This is a genomic window from Pseudomonas sp. TE9122, from assembly GCF_056278925.1.
Window position 1 is genome coordinate 142,992 of sequence record NZ_JBWBQI010000001.1, and the last position, 16,343, is coordinate 159,334.

18 protein-coding genes are annotated in these 16,343 nt (G+C 62.0%); 6 read left to right on the top strand and 12 right to left on the bottom strand.

What is annotated here, in order from left to right; all coding sequences use genetic code 11:
• Positions 1 to 21 precede the first annotated feature (21 nt).
• The 3 genes from ACZ9BE_RS00580 (at position 22) to ACZ9BE_RS00590 (ending at position 2,530) form a co-directional block, all read left to right on the top strand.
• Positions 22 to 816: an AraC family transcriptional regulator gene (locus ACZ9BE_RS00580; protein WP_252877347.1), complete on the top strand. Its 795-nt coding sequence runs from the start codon at positions 22 to 24 to the stop codon at positions 814 to 816.
• A gap of 63 nt (positions 817 to 879) precedes the next feature.
• The gene (locus tag ACZ9BE_RS00585; RefSeq protein WP_016771900.1) at positions 880 to 1,185 is read left to right on the top strand and encodes a PsiF family protein; all 306 of its coding nucleotides are present in this window, start codon (positions 880 to 882) and stop codon (positions 1,183 to 1,185) included.
• A 331-nt stretch (positions 1,186 to 1,516) separates the two neighbouring features.
• Positions 1,517 to 2,530 carry an AI-2E family transporter gene (locus ACZ9BE_RS00590; protein WP_016771899.1) on the top strand — a complete coding sequence of 338 codons (1,014 nt, stop codon included), beginning with the start codon at positions 1,517 to 1,519 and terminating at the stop codon, positions 2,528 to 2,530.
• Positions 2,531 to 2,708: 178 nt separating this feature from the next.
• Here the strand turns inward: ACZ9BE_RS00590 and ACZ9BE_RS00595 are convergent, their stop codons facing one another.
• Entirely contained in the window at positions 2,709 to 3,983 is a 1,275-nt protein-coding gene (locus ACZ9BE_RS00595) for an Hsp70 family protein (protein ID WP_016771898.1), read from the bottom strand.
• Between the two features lie 290 nt (positions 3,984 to 4,273).
• Between ACZ9BE_RS00595 and ACZ9BE_RS00600 the strand changes: the two genes are divergently transcribed.
• Together ACZ9BE_RS00600 and ACZ9BE_RS00605 are read left to right on the top strand one after the other, a co-directional pair.
• A complete protein-coding gene (locus tag ACZ9BE_RS00600) occupies positions 4,274 to 5,218 on the top strand; it encodes a DnaJ C-terminal domain-containing protein (protein WP_236169793.1) in 945 nt (314 codons plus the stop codon).
• 23 nt (positions 5,219 to 5,241) lie between these two features.
• Positions 5,242 to 5,547 carry a chaperone modulator CbpM gene (locus ACZ9BE_RS00605; protein WP_016771896.1) on the top strand — a complete coding sequence of 102 codons (306 nt, stop codon included), beginning with the start codon at positions 5,242 to 5,244 and terminating at the stop codon, positions 5,545 to 5,547.
• A gap of 494 nt (positions 5,548 to 6,041) precedes the next feature.
• Here the strand turns inward: ACZ9BE_RS00605 and ACZ9BE_RS00610 are convergent, their stop codons facing one another.
• Positions 6,042 to 6,515, bottom strand: coding sequence for a hypothetical protein (locus ACZ9BE_RS00610; protein WP_476248801.1), 474 nt, complete (start codon positions 6,513 to 6,515; stop codon positions 6,042 to 6,044).
• On the opposite strand from ACZ9BE_RS00610, the gene ACZ9BE_RS00615 reads away from it, so the two are divergent.
• Positions 6,514 to 7,152, top strand: a complete 639-nt coding sequence (locus tag ACZ9BE_RS00615) for a hypothetical protein (RefSeq protein ID WP_476248802.1) — start codon at positions 6,514 to 6,516, stop codon at positions 7,150 to 7,152. The genes ACZ9BE_RS00610 and ACZ9BE_RS00615 overlap by 2 nt on opposite strands.
• Before the next feature lie 60 nt (positions 7,153 to 7,212).
• Here the strand turns inward: ACZ9BE_RS00615 and ureC are convergent, their stop codons facing one another.
• From ureC to urtB, 10 genes are all read right to left on the bottom strand, one after another.
• Positions 7,213 to 8,913: an urease subunit alpha gene (ureC, locus tag ACZ9BE_RS00620; RefSeq protein WP_056787624.1), complete on the bottom strand. Its 1,701-nt coding sequence runs from the start codon at positions 8,911 to 8,913 to the stop codon at positions 7,213 to 7,215.
• A gap of 139 nt (positions 8,914 to 9,052) precedes the next feature.
• On the bottom strand, positions 9,053 to 9,358 hold the full coding sequence (locus ACZ9BE_RS00625; RefSeq protein WP_095180936.1) for an urease subunit beta: 306 nt from the start codon (positions 9,356 to 9,358) through the stop codon (positions 9,053 to 9,055).
• Complete coding sequence (locus ACZ9BE_RS00630) at positions 9,355 to 9,891, bottom strand: GNAT family N-acetyltransferase (RefSeq protein WP_252883094.1); 537 nt, start codon at positions 9,889 to 9,891, stop codon at positions 9,355 to 9,357. Before ACZ9BE_RS00630 ends, ACZ9BE_RS00625 begins: the two co-directional genes overlap by 4 nt.
• Before the next feature lie 5 nt (positions 9,892 to 9,896).
• On the bottom strand, positions 9,897 to 10,430 hold the full coding sequence (locus ACZ9BE_RS00635) for a GNAT family N-acetyltransferase (protein ID WP_353188087.1): 534 nt from the start codon (positions 10,428 to 10,430) through the stop codon (positions 9,897 to 9,899).
• A 9-nt stretch (positions 10,431 to 10,439) separates the two neighbouring features.
• Entirely contained in the window at positions 10,440 to 10,742 is a 303-nt protein-coding gene (gene ureA, locus ACZ9BE_RS00640) for an urease subunit gamma (protein WP_003221215.1), read from the bottom strand.
• A gap of 227 nt (positions 10,743 to 10,969) precedes the next feature.
• The gene (locus ACZ9BE_RS00645; RefSeq protein ID WP_236169797.1) at positions 10,970 to 11,809 is read right to left on the bottom strand and encodes an urease accessory protein UreD; all 840 of its coding nucleotides are present in this window, start codon (positions 11,807 to 11,809) and stop codon (positions 10,970 to 10,972) included.
• Between the two features lie 43 nt (positions 11,810 to 11,852).
• Positions 11,853 to 12,551: an urea ABC transporter ATP-binding subunit UrtE gene (gene urtE / locus ACZ9BE_RS00650; RefSeq protein ID WP_150741644.1), complete on the bottom strand. Its 699-nt coding sequence runs from the start codon at positions 12,549 to 12,551 to the stop codon at positions 11,853 to 11,855.
• A gap of 135 nt (positions 12,552 to 12,686) precedes the next feature.
• The gene (urtD, locus tag ACZ9BE_RS00655; RefSeq protein ID WP_370593504.1) at positions 12,687 to 13,556 is read right to left on the bottom strand and encodes an urea ABC transporter ATP-binding protein UrtD; all 870 of its coding nucleotides are present in this window, start codon (positions 13,554 to 13,556) and stop codon (positions 12,687 to 12,689) included.
• Complete coding sequence (urtC, locus tag ACZ9BE_RS00660) at positions 13,553 to 14,632, bottom strand: urea ABC transporter permease subunit UrtC (RefSeq protein WP_056787639.1); 1,080 nt, start codon at positions 14,630 to 14,632, stop codon at positions 13,553 to 13,555. The genes urtD and urtC overlap by 4 nt, the downstream gene beginning before the upstream one ends.
• The gene (urtB, locus tag ACZ9BE_RS00665; RefSeq protein ID WP_150741643.1) at positions 14,632 to 16,134 is read right to left on the bottom strand and encodes an urea ABC transporter permease subunit UrtB; all 1,503 of its coding nucleotides are present in this window, start codon (positions 16,132 to 16,134) and stop codon (positions 14,632 to 14,634) included. The genes urtC and urtB overlap by 1 nt, the downstream gene beginning before the upstream one ends.
• Positions 16,135 to 16,343: the final 209 nt, after the last annotated feature.

A 16,343-nucleotide genomic window follows, 5' to 3' on the forward strand; every position in this document is an offset into this window, starting at 1 on the left:
CTGCCTCTGCATCCGGACAGCATGAACAGCAAACACATCGATCTGCTCGATTTCAGCGAACTGCCGTCAGCGGTGTATTTCCGCTACGCCGATTTCAATGCCCACGAATATGCCGCGCCACACCGGCATCCTTGGGGCACGCTGGAATACGCGGCCCATGGCGTGCTGCACATGGATGTCGACGGCAGCCGCTTCATGTCGCCGCCACAGTACGCGGTGTGGGTGCCGCCCGAGGTCGAGCACAGTTTCTACAGCCATCAACCGGTCAACTACCGCGCGGTGTGTCTTGATCCCGACGTCTGCGCGCGATTGCCGGCGCGGGCCTGCACGCTGGCAATCAGCGACATTCTCAAGGCCATCCTCAAAGACTTCGCCGCCCGCGATGTGAAGATCCCCGAGCATGAAGCCGATCAGCGTCTGGCCCAGGTATTGGTCGATCAACTGCAACAGGCACCGGTGCAGGAATGTTATCTGCCGTACGCGAGCAGCCCGGGCTTGCTGACGATTCTTGACGCCTTGCAGGCCGCGCCGGGCGACAACCAACCGTTGGCGCATTGGGCCGCGCAAGTGCATGTCAGCGAGCGCACGCTGGCGCGGCAGTTCGTTCGTGAGCTGGGCATGAGTTTTGGCGAGTGGCGTCAGCGCTTGCGTTATCTGGCGGCGATCGAGGCGCTTGAGACCTCGCGTTCGGTGCAGGAAATCGCTTTCGACCTCGGCTACAGCAGCGGCTCGGCATTCATCGCCATGTTCGCCCGCCAGGCCGGGTGCACGCCGGAGCAGTATCGGCGCAGCCACCTCGAGGGCAGGAAGGTGTAACAAGCTTTGACTACACTGCGACAGAGGCCGCATCCATCGGTGCGGCAACAAGGAGAAAACTCCATGAAGATGTTGCGTGTGCCGTTGTTGATGATCGGGCTGCTTGTGTGTTCCCAGGGTTTCGCCGCCACGGCGCAACAGAACAAGATGACCACCTGCAATGCCGATGCGACCGCCAAAAGCCTGAAGGGCGACGAGCGCAAGGCGTTCATGAGCACCTGCCTGAAAGCGGCACCAGCGGCCAACGATGGCAAGGAGCTGACCCCGCAGCAGCAGAAGATGACCACCTGCAATGCCGATGCGAAAACCAAGGCGCTGACCGGCGATGCGCGCAAGGCGTTCATGAGTGAGTGTCTGAAGAAAAAATAAGCGGGCGCCATGGGTGTCCGATTGACTCGGTCGGCTTGAGATTTTCCCTCACCCTAACCCTCTCCCGGAGGGAGAGGGGACCGACCGCATTGATGCCGACAGGAACTGGGGTCTGAAATACCGGGTCGATTGCGGATTCGGCACTGCACGTTCAGGTCGGAAAATTTTTCGAGCAACCCCCAATCGGTCCCCTCTCCCTCTGGGAGAGGGCTAGGGTGAGGGGGAAATTCGCAAGCCTTGCACGAAAATCCGAAACCCCGCATATCCCTAGTGCTAACCCAGGATCGCTGGCAGACTGCCCATCCTTTCACGCCGTTCGTTTTGAGGCTGTATGCCAACGTTTTCTCAGCGTCATGTTGTGTTCTGGGTCAGTTGCATCATCATTTTTGGCGGTTTGCTGCTGGTGCTGCCGCTGCGCCTGTTGCCCAGTCTGCTGGCCGGGTTGCTGGTGTTCGAGCTGGTCAACATGCTCACCCCGCAACTGCAACGGCTGATCGAAGGGCGGCGTGCCCGCTGGTTAGCGGTGGCGCTGCTCGGCACGCTGGTAGTAAGTGCGCTGGCGCTGATTTTCGCCGGGGCTATCAGTTTCCTCCTGCATGAAGCGGAAAACCCCGGCGCTTCACTCGACAAATTCATGGGCGTAGTCGATCGCGCGCGCGGGCAGTTGCCGCCGTTCATCGATGCCTACCTGCCGGCGAGTGCAGCGGAATTTCGCGTGGCGATCGGCGAGTGGGCGAGCAAGCATCTGGCCGACCTGCAACTGGTCGGCAAGGACGCCGCGCACATGTTCGTCACCCTGCTGATCGGCATGGTGCTCGGCGCGATCATCGCCCTGCAGCGCATCCCCGACGTGACCAAGCGCAAGCCGCTGGCCGCCGCTTTGTTCGACCGTTTGCATCTGCTGGTGCAGGCGTTTCGCAATATCGTCTTCGCGCAGATCAAGATTTCCCTGCTCAACACCGTGTTCACCGGGATCTTCCTCGCGGTGATCCTGCCGATGTTCGGCATCAAGCTGCCGCTGACCAAAACCCTGATCGTGCTGACCTTCCTGCTCGGCCTGCTGCCGGTGATCGGCAACCTGATGTCGAACACGCTGATCACCATCGTCGGTCTGTCGCTGTCGATCTGGGTGGCGATCGCCGCGCTGGGCTATCTGATCGTTATCCACAAGCTCGAATACTTCCTCAACGCGCGCATCGTCGGCGGGCAGATCAGTGCCAAGTCGTGGGAGTTGCTCCTGGCGATGCTGGTGTTCGAAGCCGCGTTCGGTTTGCCGGGAGTGGTGGCGGGGCCGATTTATTACGCGTATCTGAAGAGTGAGCTGAAGCTGGGCGGGATGGTCTAAGGCCAGGCAACTAAATTGAATGCATCTGTGGCGAGGGGATTTATTCCCGTTGGCCTGCGCAGCAGGCCCCTGCTTTCAAGCTCAGGAGCGGGGCCGCTTCGCGGCCCAACGGGGATAAATCCCCTCGCCACAGGATAAATCCCCTCGCCACAAAGGCTCTTCGCCATAGAGATTGTGATCAGGCCATCGAACCGTAACGCTTCATCGCTTCAATCGCCAAACCGCTACCAATGCTGCCAAAGATGTTGCCTTCGACATGCCGCGCGTTCGGCAGCATTGCCGAGACGCTGTTGCGCAGGGCCGGGATGCCGCTCGAACCACCAGTGAAGAACACCGTGTCGACCTGATCGACTGCTACGCCGGCGTCATTCAACAGCTGCGTAACGCTGCCGCGCACGCGCTCGAGCAAGGCTTCGATCGCCGATTCGAACAGCGCGCGGCTCAGCTCTACGCTCAGCCCGGCTTCGATGCGGTCCAGCGGCACGTGGCGGCTGTCGGCGTGGGTCAGCTGGATCTTGGTTTCTTCCACTTCCATCGCCAGCCAGTGCCCGGCGCGCTGTTCGATCAGCTTGAACAGGCGATCGATGCCGCCGGTGTCTTCGATGTCGTAACGCATGCTGCCCAGCGCCAGCGTGGATTTCTGTGAGTACACCGAGTTGATCGTGTGCCAGGTCGCCAGGTTCATGTGGTGGCTGGTTGGCATGTAGGCGCCGCTCTTCATGCGGCTGCCGTAGCCGAACAGTGGCATCAGGCCTTGCAGACTCAGCTGTTTGTCGAAGTCGGTACCACCGATGTGCACACCTCCGGTGGCGAGGATGTCATCGTGACGGTTGTCGAGACCACGACGCTCGGGCGACAGGCGCACCAGCGAGAAGTCAGAGGTACCACCGCCGATGTCGACGATCAGTACCAGCTCTTCTTTCTCGATGGTCGACTCGTAGTCGAACGCTGCCGCGATCGGTTCGTACTGGAACGACACGTCCTTGAAACCGATTTTGCGCGCCACCTCGACCAGGGTGTCTTCGGCTTCCTGGTCAGCCAGCGGATCGTCGTCGACGAAGAACACCGGGCGACCCAGCACCACTTGCTCGAATTCCCGACCGGCGGCGGTTTCGGCGCGGCTCTTGAGCTGGCCGATGAACAGCCCGAGCAGGTCCTTGAACGGCATCGCCGTGCCGAGGACGCTGGTGTCGTGTTTGATCAGCTTGGAGCCGAGCAGGCTTTTCAGCGAGCGCATCAGTCGGCCTTCGTAGCCTTCCAGATACTCGTGCAGGGCCAGGCGACCGTAGACCGGGCGACGTTCCTCGATGTTGAAGAAGACCACCGACGGCAGGGTGATCTTGTCGTCTTCCAGCGCAATCATGGTGTCCATGCCGGGGCGCAGCCAGCCGACGGTGGAGTTGGACGTGCCGAAGTCGATGCCGCAGGCACGGGCTGGAGAGGCGTCTTTCATGTCTTTCGGTTTCCGGTCAAAAAAACGGCCGCGCAGTGTATGTCAGTGCGCGGCAGATTCGAAGGCCGGTCATCCGCTATTTCGCCCCCAGACAGTTGAAAACCACCGCATCGCCCCAAACTTGCTGGCATGGGCCGGCAGACACACCGGCGGTCGCAAGAACCGTCGTCCACTGCCGATAAACTTCTGCGGCGCCACCCGGTCACAAACTTGAGATCGGTCAACCCGGCACGTGCCAATCGGCGCATGCTGGTCTCGGCGCGAAATCGATAACGGATGGTGATCCTTCCATGGACTTCAAAGACTATTACAAGATACTCGGCGTGGAGCCGACAGCCGACGACAAGGCCATCAAGGCGGCCTATCGCAAGCTGGCGCGCAAATACCACCCCGACGTCAGCAAGGAAAAAGACGCCGAGGCCAAGTTCAAGGATGCCTCGGAAGCCTATGAAGCGCTGAAAAGCGCCGACAAGCGCGCCGAATACGACGAACTGCGCCGTTATGGCCAGCACGGTCAGCCGTTTCAGGGCCCACCGGGCTGGCAGAGCCGTGGCGGCTTCGGTGGCGGCGGTGGCGACACGGGCGACTTCTCGGACTTCTTCAGTTCGATCTTCGGCAATCGCGGCCCCGGTTTCGGTGGCGCCGAGAGCCGCCAATCACGCGGACGTCGAGGGCAAGACGTGGAAATGGAACTGCCGATCTTCCTCGAAGAAACCCTGTCGAACGAATCGAAGAAAGTCACCTTTCAGGTGCCGCAATACAACGCGCACGGCCAGCATGTCAGCAACACCAGCAAGAGCCTGAACGTGAAGATTCCGGCCGGCGTGACCGATGGCGAGCGAATTCGCCTGAAGGGCCAGGGCGCACCGGGCATCGGTGGCGGGGCGAATGGCGACCTGTACCTGACCATTCGTTTTGCGCCGCACCCGAAATTCGATGTCGAAGGCGAAAACCTGATCATCACCTTGCCCCTGGCTCCGTGGGAATTGGCATTGGGCACTGAAGTGGCCGTGCCGACCCTGACCGGCAAGATCAACCTCAAGGTGCCGGCCGGCAGCCAGAATGGCCAGCGCATGCGCGCCAAGGGCCATGGCCTGCTGAACAAGGCCGGCGAACGCGGTTATCTGTTCGTGCAGCTCAAGGCCGTGATGCCCAAAGCCTCCGACGATGAGGTCAAGGCGCTGTGGCAGGAACTGGCGAAGAAAGCCGCCTTCAATCCGCGAGAGAACTTCTGAACCCGACGACGGAGTAGCCCATCATGAGCAGCCCCCTGATCGTTCAACTGGACCTGGCAGAATTCTGTGAGGCGGCCGATTTGTCGGACGTCTACGTGATCGAAATCGTCGAGCACGGCATCCTCGAACCTCAGGGCGCACAGCCCCGGGAATGGCGCTTCACCGATTACGAATTGGCCTTGGCCAAGCGTGCGGCGAAGCTGCGCCGTGATCTGGAACTGGAGTGGGAAGGCGTGGCGCTGGCGCTGGATCTGCTGGACGAGGTGAAGCAGTTGCGTGCCGAGAACCGCATGTTGCGCCAGCGTTTGGGGCGGTTGGTGGTCGAATGAATTGTTTGAGGCCGTGAGGTCCTAGCTGGCCTCATCGCGTGCCGGCCCGCTCCCGCCTGATTAATGTTTGCGGGTGTTTCGTCCGGTATGAACCGGCAGGATGGTCTGATAGTTTTCCGGGCACATGTTGGCAATGGATGCCGACGGTCGTAGCGCCAGCCAGACTGGCCAGCGCTGCGCAATCTTTGCAAGGAAGCCTGTCAATGCCAGTCAGACCCAAGCCGCCCAAGCCGGGCGCAGTCGATATCACCACCCCTGGGCGCACATCCCGGGATCCCGCCGCGCACGGGATCGAGTCGTCGCACCTGACCCCCGGTCCGTTCATTCGCAAGACCCCGCCCGATGCCAGTGAGCCCGGCAGCAACACGCAGCAAATGGAAACTGCAGTTGCCCCGCACAGCGTGCACGTCGACTCGACGCCGTCTACATCTGGTCCCGTCCCGAAGCTTAAAACCTCGGCTCTGGAGCGTTACCTGATTGCCTCGACAGCCCCTCTACCGCAAGCAGACGTTGACGGGTTTCGCGTATTCAAAGGACGCCAATACGCGGACCTGCAGGGCGGTGGTACGGTGCTGATCGGCGTCGATGCCGAGACCGGTCTGCATCGGGCCAGATTGTCCAGCGAGCTGCAGCCGTCCGGCCCTGTGCTTGCCTACGATCCGTTGACCAAGCACTGGTACGCGCTTGAAGAGTCCGGCGCGTCGCCGGACGCTGCCGCTGTCCCGGGTAAAAGCCGCAGGGTGGCGCGCCAGAGCGATGAAGACTATGAGTCTGCCGTTGAGGAGCTGCCCGACGATGGCGGTGTAACGCAGGAACATTTTTATCTGGCGTCCGAGTCGATGCCCGTCAAACCCTTCACCGCTGAGGAATTGCGTGCAATGCGCAGCGAAACACGGTTTTCGTTCCTCACCAATCGGCCCGGGGTCTACGACCGTGCCAATAACGGCAAATACCCTTTCCCGGGACATGGCCGGCCGGCCTGTCAGGATAAAGAAGCTCCAGACCCTTGCGCGTTTCGAAGACGGCAGCCGTTATACCTCCGAGCAGATCAAGCCCTACATCAAGTTTGGCGCCTACGAGCATGTCGCGCGGTTGTATGAAGAAAAGCTGCAATGGCGATTGTTCACCGAGGCCGACATGACGGTGCCCGGAGAGCGGGCCCTGGTCGGCCAGTCAATGGTGGTCGCCAACCGGCGCATCACCCGAGGCGAGGTGGTCGGTGTCTATGCTGGCGCGATCATGCCGGGACGTCTTGTGCCGCTGCCCCAGCAGTCATACACCATGAAGGTCGGCGTCCGTTATCAACCAGGGCCTGGATATTTGATCCCCGACGAATTCGCGCTGGTCGGTGACACGATTATTTCCCGGATCAACACGCGCTTTTGGTATGACGCCACGGGCAAACCAGTTCGTCAGGCTACGGAGGGTTACAACGTCGAGTTCGTCCCGTTCGATGTCGAAGCGCAACAGTGGATAGGCAAGGAACTGGTCACCCGAGACTTCATTCTCAACGCCATCTTCGCTACCGAAGACATTCCGGCGGGAACCGAGTTACGCATCGATTACAACTACAGCGATGCGGACATCGCGAAACTGTTCCCGTGATTGCCTGAGCGATCGCGACTGAATACGGACCTGCGCGTCCGTATTCAGCGCACGCCTTCATCAGAACAGAAAATAGCGCTGCGCCATCGGCAGCGTTTCCGCCGGTTCGCACCACAGCAACACGCCATCGGCCTTGACCTGATAGGTCTGTGGATCGACATCGATGTTCGGCAGATAGTCGTTGTGGATCAGGTCGGTTTTCTGCACGTCGCGGCAGCCCTTCACCACAGCGATCTGCTTCTTCAATCCCAAGGCTTCTGGCAATCCGGCCTCCTGCGCCGCCTGGCTGATAAAGGTCAGGCTGGTGGCGTGCAGCGAGCCGCCGTAGCTGGCAAACATCGGGCGGTAATGCACCGGTTGCGGTGTTGGAATCGAAGCGTTGGCGTCGCCCATCAGGCTGGCGGCAATCGCGCCGCCCTTGAGAATCAGCGTCGGCTTCACACCAAAGAACGCCGGGCGCCAGAGCACCAGATCGGCCCACTTGCCGACTTCGATCGAGCCGACTTCATGGCTGATGCCATGGGTGATTGCCGGGTTGATCGTGTACTTGGCGATGTAGCGTTTGGCGCGGAAGTTGTCGTTGCCTGCGCCGTCCTGTGGCAGCGGGCCGCGCTGTTTTTTCATCTTGTCGGCGGTCTGCCAGGTGCGCGTGATGACTTCGCCGACACGGCCCATGGCCTGACTGTCGGAGCTGATCATCGAGAACGCGCCGAGGTCGTGGAGGATGTCTTCGGCGGCAATGGTTTCGCGGCGGATCCGGCTTTCGGCGAAGGCGACGTCTTCGGCAATGCTCGGGTCGAGGTGATGGCAGACCATCAGCATGTCGAGGTGTTCGTCGATGGTGTTGCGGGTGAACGGCCGGGTCGGGTTGGTCGAGCTTGGCAGCACGTTGGGGAAGCCGCAGGCCTTGATGATGTCTGGCGCGTGGCCGCCACCGGCACCTTCGGTGTGATAGGTGTGGATGGTGCGGCCCTTGAACGCGCCAAGGGTGGTTTCGACGAAGCCGGATTCGTTGAGGGTATCGGTGTGGATCGCCACCTGCACATCGTACTGGTCGGCGACGTTGAGGCAGTTGTCGATGCTCGCCGGAGTGGTGCCCCAGTCCTCGTGCAGCTTGAGACCGATGGCACCGGCCTTGACCTGTTCGATCAACGGCTCCGGCAGGCTGGCGTTGCCCTTGCCGGTCAGGCCGATGTTCATCGGGAAAGCATCGGCGGCCTGGAGCATGCGCGCCAGATGCCACGGGCCGGAGGTGCAGGTGGTGGCGTTGGTGCCGGTGGCAGGCCCGGTGCCGCCGCCGATCATGGTGGTGACGCCGCTCATCAGCGCTTCTTCGATCTGCTGCGGGCAGATGAAGTGGATATGCGTGTCGATGCCGCCAGCGGTGAGGATCATGCCTTCGCCGGCAATCACCTCGGTGCCGGCGCCGATGGCGATGGTCACATTGGGCTGCACGTCAGGGTTGCCGGCCTTGCCGATCGCGGCGATGCGCCCGTCCTTGAGGCCGACGTCGGCCTTGACGATGCCCCAGTGGTCGATGATCAGCGCGTTGGTGATCAGCGTGTCGACCACTTCGGCGGCGAGCAATTGGCTCTGGCCCTGGCCGTCGCGGATGACTTTGCCGCCACCGAATTTCACTTCTTCGCCGTAGGTGGTGAAGTCCTTCTCGACTTCGATCCACAGCTCGGTATCGGCCAGGCGCACCTTGTCGCCGACGGTGGGGCCGAACATGTCGGCGTAGGCTTGTCTGGAGATTTTCATGGGCATGCCTTGAGATTCAATTGGGTCTGAAATCGCTCGCATTACTCGCTTTCGCGAGCAGGCTCGCTCCCACATTTGATCGCGTTCTCATGTGGGAGCGAGCCTGCTCGCGAAGGGGCCAGAGCGGGCACCGTGTTGTTTAGAGATCACCCATGATGCGGCCGGCAAAGCCGAACACCCGGCGATGCCCGGCGTAATCGACCAGCTCGACTTCACGGCTCTGGCCTGGCTCGAAGCGCACGGCGGTGCCGGCGGGGATGTTCAGGCGCATGCCGCGACTGGCGGCGCGATCGAAGGTCAGCGCGTCGTTGGTTTCAAAAAAGTGGAAATGCGAGCCGACCTGAATCGGCCGGTCGCCGCTGTTGGCGACTTTCAGGCTGAGGGTGCGACGGCCGACGTTGAGTTCGATGTCGCCGGGCTGGATCTGGTATTGGCCAGGAATCATCGCTGGGCTCCTTGCAGGACTTTGTAATAGAGCGCGGTCGGGCGATAGGTGCCGTTGGGGTCGCAGGCGTAATCAGGGATTTCGCCGGCGCGCACGTAGCCCAGCGCCTTGTAGAAATCTTCCGCCGGCGAGCCGGCCTCGGTGTCGAGATAGAGCATGCCGCGCTTGTGCTTGGGCGCTTCGAGTTCCAGCGCCTGCATCAGTTGCTGACCGAGGCCTCGCCGCCGGGCGTCTTCGCGTACCAGCAGCTTCTGCACTTCGGCGCGGTTCAGACCGTTGGCCTTTTGGCACAGACCCAATTGCACACTGGCCAGCACCTGCTCGTCCTTCACCACCACCCAGAGCAGCGTGCTGCCCTTGTTGATGTTGTCCTGCACCTCATCGAAATATGCGCGCGCCTGCGCGGCATCAAGGTCGGCCATAAAACCGACGCTGGCGCCGTAACCGACGGCGTCGAGCAGCAGATCGATCAGGCCCTGGCGATAGTGGGCAAAGCTTTCAGCGTTGACGCGGCGCAACTGGGCGGCGTTCATCGACATCACTCCTTGTGAGTATCCGGCGGCTGTGCGCCGGGGTTGAGGGTCAACTGCATGAAGGTCAGATCGAGCCAGCGGCCGAACTTGGTGCCCACTTGCGGCATCTGCCCGGTGACGCTGAAACCGGCGCGCTGGTGCAGGCGAATCGACGCGGCGTTGCCACTCTCGATGGCAGCGACCATGACGTGTTTACCGCAGGCGCGGGCGCGTTCGATCAACGCGGTCATCAGTTGCGGGCCGAGGCCGTTGCCGCGTTGATCGCTGCGCACGTACACCGAGTGCTCGACGGTGTGGCGGAAACCGTCGAACGGCCGCCAGTCGCCGAACGAGGCGTAACCCAGCACCGCGTTGTGGCTGTCGACGATCACCAGAATCGGGTACGCCTGCAACTGACGCGCGTCGAACCATGCCTGGCGATTGCCGAGGTCGACCGCTTGTTCATTCCAGATCGCCGTGGTGTTGAGCACGGCGTCGTTGTAGATGTCGCGGATCGCCGGCAGGTCGGCCCGGCTTGCATCGCGAATGGCGTAAGTCATGGCGCGGCCTCAGACGATCGGCTGGTGAACGGTGACCAGTTTGGTGCCGTCGGGGAACGTCGCCTCGACCTGGATTTCCGGGATCATTTCCGGGATGCCTTCCATCACTTGTTCGCGGCTGAGCAGGGTGGTGCCGTAGTGCATCAGCTCGGCCACGGTCTGGCCGTCGCGGGCACCCTCCAGCAGCGCGGCGGAGATGTAGGCCATGGCTTCCGGGTAGTTGAGTTTCACGCCACGGGCCAGCCGCCGCTCGGCGACGAGGCCGGCGGTGAAGATCAGCAGCTTGTCTTTTTCGCGTGGGGTCAGGTCCATGGTTCGGGTTCCATCAGGGCAGATTCGGGTGGCTCTCGAGAAGTGTGGGGTGCCAGTTGGAGCAGCCCCTCACCCTAGCCCTCTCCCGAGGGAGAGGGGACTGATCTTGGTTGTTTTCAATGGCCAATTCAGTCAGCAATATTCGTTCAGGCAGATAAATTTATTTCAGACGACTCGGTCAGGCTCCCTCTCCCTCCGGGAGAGGGCGGGGGGTGAGGGTCGGGGTTTCAGGTGCTCCATATTCTTGGCGCGATAGCTTCGCGCCCCAGCAGCGCAGGTCTGAGCAATCGCCACAAATCGATGAGCCAGGCGCGGGCGAGCAACGCCTCACTGGCCAGGCAACGAGCCACCAGCAGTCCCGGCAATTGCGTCAGATCCCCGCGCACCTCATGCCCCAGCGAGCGGCATCGCTCCAGCAGCTCGGCGTCTATCTCACCGGTCACCAGCATCGTCGCGAACACCGGTTGCCCATCCAGCCCGATTGGCGAGTCGAGCAAACCATCGTTGCCGACAATGCGCTGCCGTTCGTGCCAGAGCAACCGACCGTCGCGGCGGATGTCCAGGTGCGCCTGAAAATGCCCGAGGTCAAAACGCTCGCCGCTGGCCGGCCGACCGAGCGCCACCACGTCCCAGTAGAACAGCCGCGCATCGCCTTCAAGCTCGATCGTTGTGGTCAACTCGGCCTGCGCGGCGCTGTAGACGATGGTTTCCTGCGGCAGCCATTCCAGTGTCGCACCGGCAGCGACTTGCAAGTCGAGCTGTTGATACGCCGGCCCACCCGCGCGATACCACTTGGCGGCGCCGGGGCTGGTGATTTGCGCCCAGGCGTTGTGTTCGACGCGGGCCTTGATGTCCAGCCGATCACCACCGGCAATTCCGCCCGGTGGGTGGACGATGATGTGCTGGCAGACTTGCGGGCCTTCGGCGTACAGATGCTTTTGCACGCGCAGCGGGCCGAGGTGGCGGCGCATGACCGGGCGCGTGCAATCGCCGAAACGCGCGTAGGCCAGTTCCAGCTCGGCGTGCCAGCTCGGGGTAAACAGGGCAGGTGCAACAATCGAATTCATGGTTTGTGATTATCGTTAGGAAGCTACAGATTAGACCGGCGCGTTAGATCGTGACCAGCCCGCGTACACCTTCGGCCTCCATATTTTCACCGCGACCCTGTTGAACGATCTCGCCCCGCGACATCACCAGGTATTGATCGGCCAGTTCTGCAGCAAAGTCGTAGAACTGCTCGACCAGCAGAATCGCCATGTCACCGCGCGCCGCGAGCTGCTTGATCACCGCGCCGATTTCCTTGATCACCGACGGTTGAATGCCTTCGGTGGGCTCATCAAGAATCAGCAGGCGCGGGCGGCTGGCCAGCGCCCGGCCGATTGCCAGTTGCTGTTGCTGACCGCCGGACAGATCACCGCCACGGCGCTGCTTCATTTGTAGCAGCACCGGGAACAATTCGTAGATGAAACCTGGAACTTCCTTGGCTTCTGAGCCTGGAAAGCGCGACAGGCCCATCAGCAGATTTTCTTCTACCGTCAGGCGCCCGAAGATCTCACGGCCCTGCGGCACGTAGGCGATACCGGCATGCACACGCTGATGCGGTTTGAACGTGGTGATCGGTTTGCCTTCCCAGTTCACCGCGCCTTCCTTGGCCGGCAGCAGGCCCATCAGACATTTGAGCAGAGTGGTCTTGCCCACGCCGTTACGCCCGAGCAGGCACGTGACTTCGCCGACTTTCACCTCGAAGCTGAGGCCGCGCAGGATGTGGCTACCGCCGTAGTACTGATGCAGCTTGTCGACTTGCAGCATGTTCGAATTCTCCCCCGGTGATCGTTCCCACGCTCTGCGTGGGAACGCATCCCGTGACGCTCCGCGTCACATAACGGCGGACGCAGAGCGTCCATGGCGGCATTCCCACGCAGAGCGTGGGAACGATCTAGGTCTTCAGCGGCCGAGGTAGACCTCGATCACGCGCTCGTTTTCCTGCACTTGCTCAAGCGAGCCCCCGGCCAGCACGCTGCCCTGATGCAGCACCGTGACGTGGTCGGCAATCGAGCCGACGAAACCCATGTCGTGCTCGACCACCATCAACGAATGCTTGCCCGCCAGCGATTTGAACAGCTCGGCGGTGAACTCGGTTTCGGCGTCGGTCATGCCCGCCACCGGTTCGTCGAGCAGGAGCAACTGCGGGTCCTGCATCAGCAGCATGCCGATCTCGAGGAACTGCTTCTGGCCGTGGGACAGTAGGCCGGCCTGGCGATTGACCGAGGTGGTCAGGCGAATCGTCTCAAGCACTTCGCTGATGCGGTCCTTCTGTTCGCCGCTCAGGCGTGCACGCAAACTGGCCCACACCGACTTGTCGGTCTTCTGCGCCAGCTCCAGGTTTTCGAACACGCTCAAGGCTTCGAACACCGTTGGCTTCTGAAACTTGCGGCCGATGCCGGACTGGGCAATCTGCACTTCGCTCATCTGCGTCAGGTCGAGGGTTTCACCGAACCAGGCCTTGCCGTGGCTGGGCCGGGTCTTGCCGGTGATCACGTCCATCAGCGTGGTCTTGCCCGCGCCGTTGGGGCCGATGATGCAGCGCAGTTCGCCGACGCCGATGTACAGGTTGAGATTGTTCAGCGCACGGAAGCCGTCGAAGCTGACGCTGATGTCTTCCAGGGTGAGGATCGTGCCGTGGCGGGTGTCGAGGCCCGGGCCGACGCGCTGGCCGAGGCCGATCGAGTCGCGGCTGGTGCCTTCGTCCTTGTTCGGTTCCACGGGGAAAAACGCCGGCTCCAGCATGAATTCAGCACTCGCTGTGACTCTCATTGTTCACCTCGTTTCTTCAGCAGACCGATCACGCCCTTGGGCAGGTACAACGTCACGACGATGAACAGCGCGCCGAGGAAGAACAGCCAGTATTCCGGGAAGGCCACGGTGAACCAGCTCTTCATGCCGTTGACCACGCCGGCGCCGAGCAGCGGCCCGATCAGCGTGCCGCGCCCGCCAAGGGCGACCCACACCGCCGCTTCGATTGAGTTGGTCGGAGACATTTCGCTGGGGTTGATGATGCCCACTTGTGGCACGTACAGCGCTCCGGCGAGACCGCACAACACCGCACTCAGCACCCAGACGAACAGCTTGAAACCGCGCGGGTCGTAGCCGCAGAACATCAAACGGTTTTCCGCATCACGCAACGCCGTCAGCACCCGACCGAACTTGCTTTGCGCCAGGCGCCAGCCGATGAACAGGCTCGCCACCAGCAGCAACACCGTGGCCAGAAACAGCACCGCGCGGGTGCCCGGTTCGGTGATGCCGAAGCCGAGGATCGTGCGGAAATTGGTGAAGCCGTTATTGCCTCCGAAACCGGTCTCGTTGCGGAAAAACAGGAGCATGCCGGCGAAGGTCAGGGCCTGGGTCATGATCGAGAAATACACGCCTTTGATCCGCGAACGGAAGGCGAAGAAGCCGAACACCAGCGCCAGCAACCCCGGCGCCAGCACCACCAGACACATGGCCCAGAGGAAGCTGCTGGTGCCGGTCCAGTACCACGGCAATTCGCTCCACGACAGGAAAGTCATGAACGCTGGCAAGCCATCGCCGGCCGCCTGACGCATCAGGTACATGCCCATCGCATAACCGCCGAGGGCGAAGAACAGACCGTGGCCCAGCGACAGCAGGCCGGCATAGCCCCAGACCAGATCCAGCGCCAGAGCAACGATGGCGTAGCAGAGGATTTTGCCGACCAGCGTCAGCGTGTAGGCCGAGACGTGCAGGGCATTGTCTGGCGACAACAACGAGAGCAGCGGCAGAACGATCAGCAGCGCGAGGATCACCCCGCCGACCGCGAGCGTGACTTTCGGCCCGGCCTTTTGTGTGGCCGTGACTAACAGAGGCTGGTTCATCAGTCGATCACCCGTCCTTTCAGTGCGAAGAGGCCTTGCGGACGTTTCTGAATGAACAGAATGATCAGCGCGAGGATCAGGATCTTGCCGAGCACCGCACCGATCTGCGGTTCGAGAATCTTGTTGGCGATCCCTAAGCCAAATGCGGCGAGCACGCTACCGGCCAATTGGCCGACGCCGCCGAGCACCACCACCAGGAACGAGTCGATGATGTAGCTCTGGCCAAGGTCGGGACCGACGTTGCCGATCTGGCTCAGCGCCACGCCGCCCAACCCGGCGATGCCCGAGCCGAGGCCGAAGGCGAGCATGTCGACGCGCCCGGTCGGCACGCCGCAGCAGGCGGCCATGTTGCGGTTCTGGGTGACGGCGCGCACGTTGAGGCCGAGGCGGGTTTTGTTCAGCAACAGCCAGGTCAGCACCACCACGAACAATGCGAAAGCGATGATGACGATGCGGTTGTACGGCAGCACCAGATTGGGCAGCACTTGGATGCCGCCGGACAGCCACGCCGGGTTGGCGACTTCAACGTTCTGCGCGCCGAACAACAAACGCACAAGCTGAATCAGCATCAGGCTGATGCCCCAGGTTGCCAGCAGGGTTTCCAGTGGCCGACCGTAAAGGTGGCGGATGACCGTGCGCTCCAGCGCCATGCCGATGGCGGCGGTGACGAAAAACGCCACCGGCAGCGCGATCAGCGGATAGAACTCGATGGCTTGCGGCGCGTAACGCTGGAACATCAACTGCACGACGTAGGTCGAGTAGGCACCGAGCATCAGCATCTCGCCGTGGGCCATGTTGATCACCCCGAGCAGGCCGAAGGTGATCGCCAGGCCGAGGGCCGCGAGCAGCAGAATCGAGCCCAGCGACATGCCGCTGAAGGCCTGGCCGAGCACTTCGCCGATCAGCAGCTTGCGCTTGACCTGAGCGAGGCTGGTTTCAGCGGCGGTACGCACGCCGGCATCGCTTTCCACGCCCGGTTCGAGCAGGCCTTCGAGGCGTGTGCGTGCCAGCGGGTCGCCGGTTTCACCGAGCAGACGTACCGCCGCGAGGCGCACCGCCGGGTCGCTGTCGACCAGTTGCAGATTGGCCAGCGCCAGGCTCAAGGCGGCATGCACGCTTTGATCTTTTTCCCCAGCGAGTTGCCGGTCGAGAAATTTCAGCTGCGCGGGTTTCGCGCTTTTCTGCAATTGCTGCGCGGCGCTCAGACGGATCTTGCTGTCAGCGGCGAGCAATTGATGGCTGGCCATTGCGGTGTCGATCAGACCCCGCAGGCGATTGTTCAGGCGCAGGGTTTTCGCTTGGCCGTCGATCGTCAGTTCGCCTTGTTGCAGGGCGTTGAGCAATTCGATACGCGCCGGATCGGGCTGCGCGGCCCAGGCTTCCAGCAGTTTGGCCTGTTGCATCGGGTTGGCCGCGACGAAGTCTTCGGCGTCGCCGGCGTGGGCCAGGAGTGGCAGCAACAGTGCGATGGCGAGAAGTACGCGGTGTATGGCAGTGGGCATTAGTGGTGTCCTGTTCAACCGCCCCCTCACCCTGACCCTCTCCCGGAGGGAGAGGGGACTGACCGAGGTGTCTGGACGATGTGCTGCGACCTGCGAACTCGAGTCGAACTCAGGGTCTGAAGAGCATGAAGATCGGCTCCCTTTCCCCCTCTCCCTGAGGGAGAGGGCTGGGGTGAGGGGGAAGTCTCATGCTCGCCTCAAAAACTGAA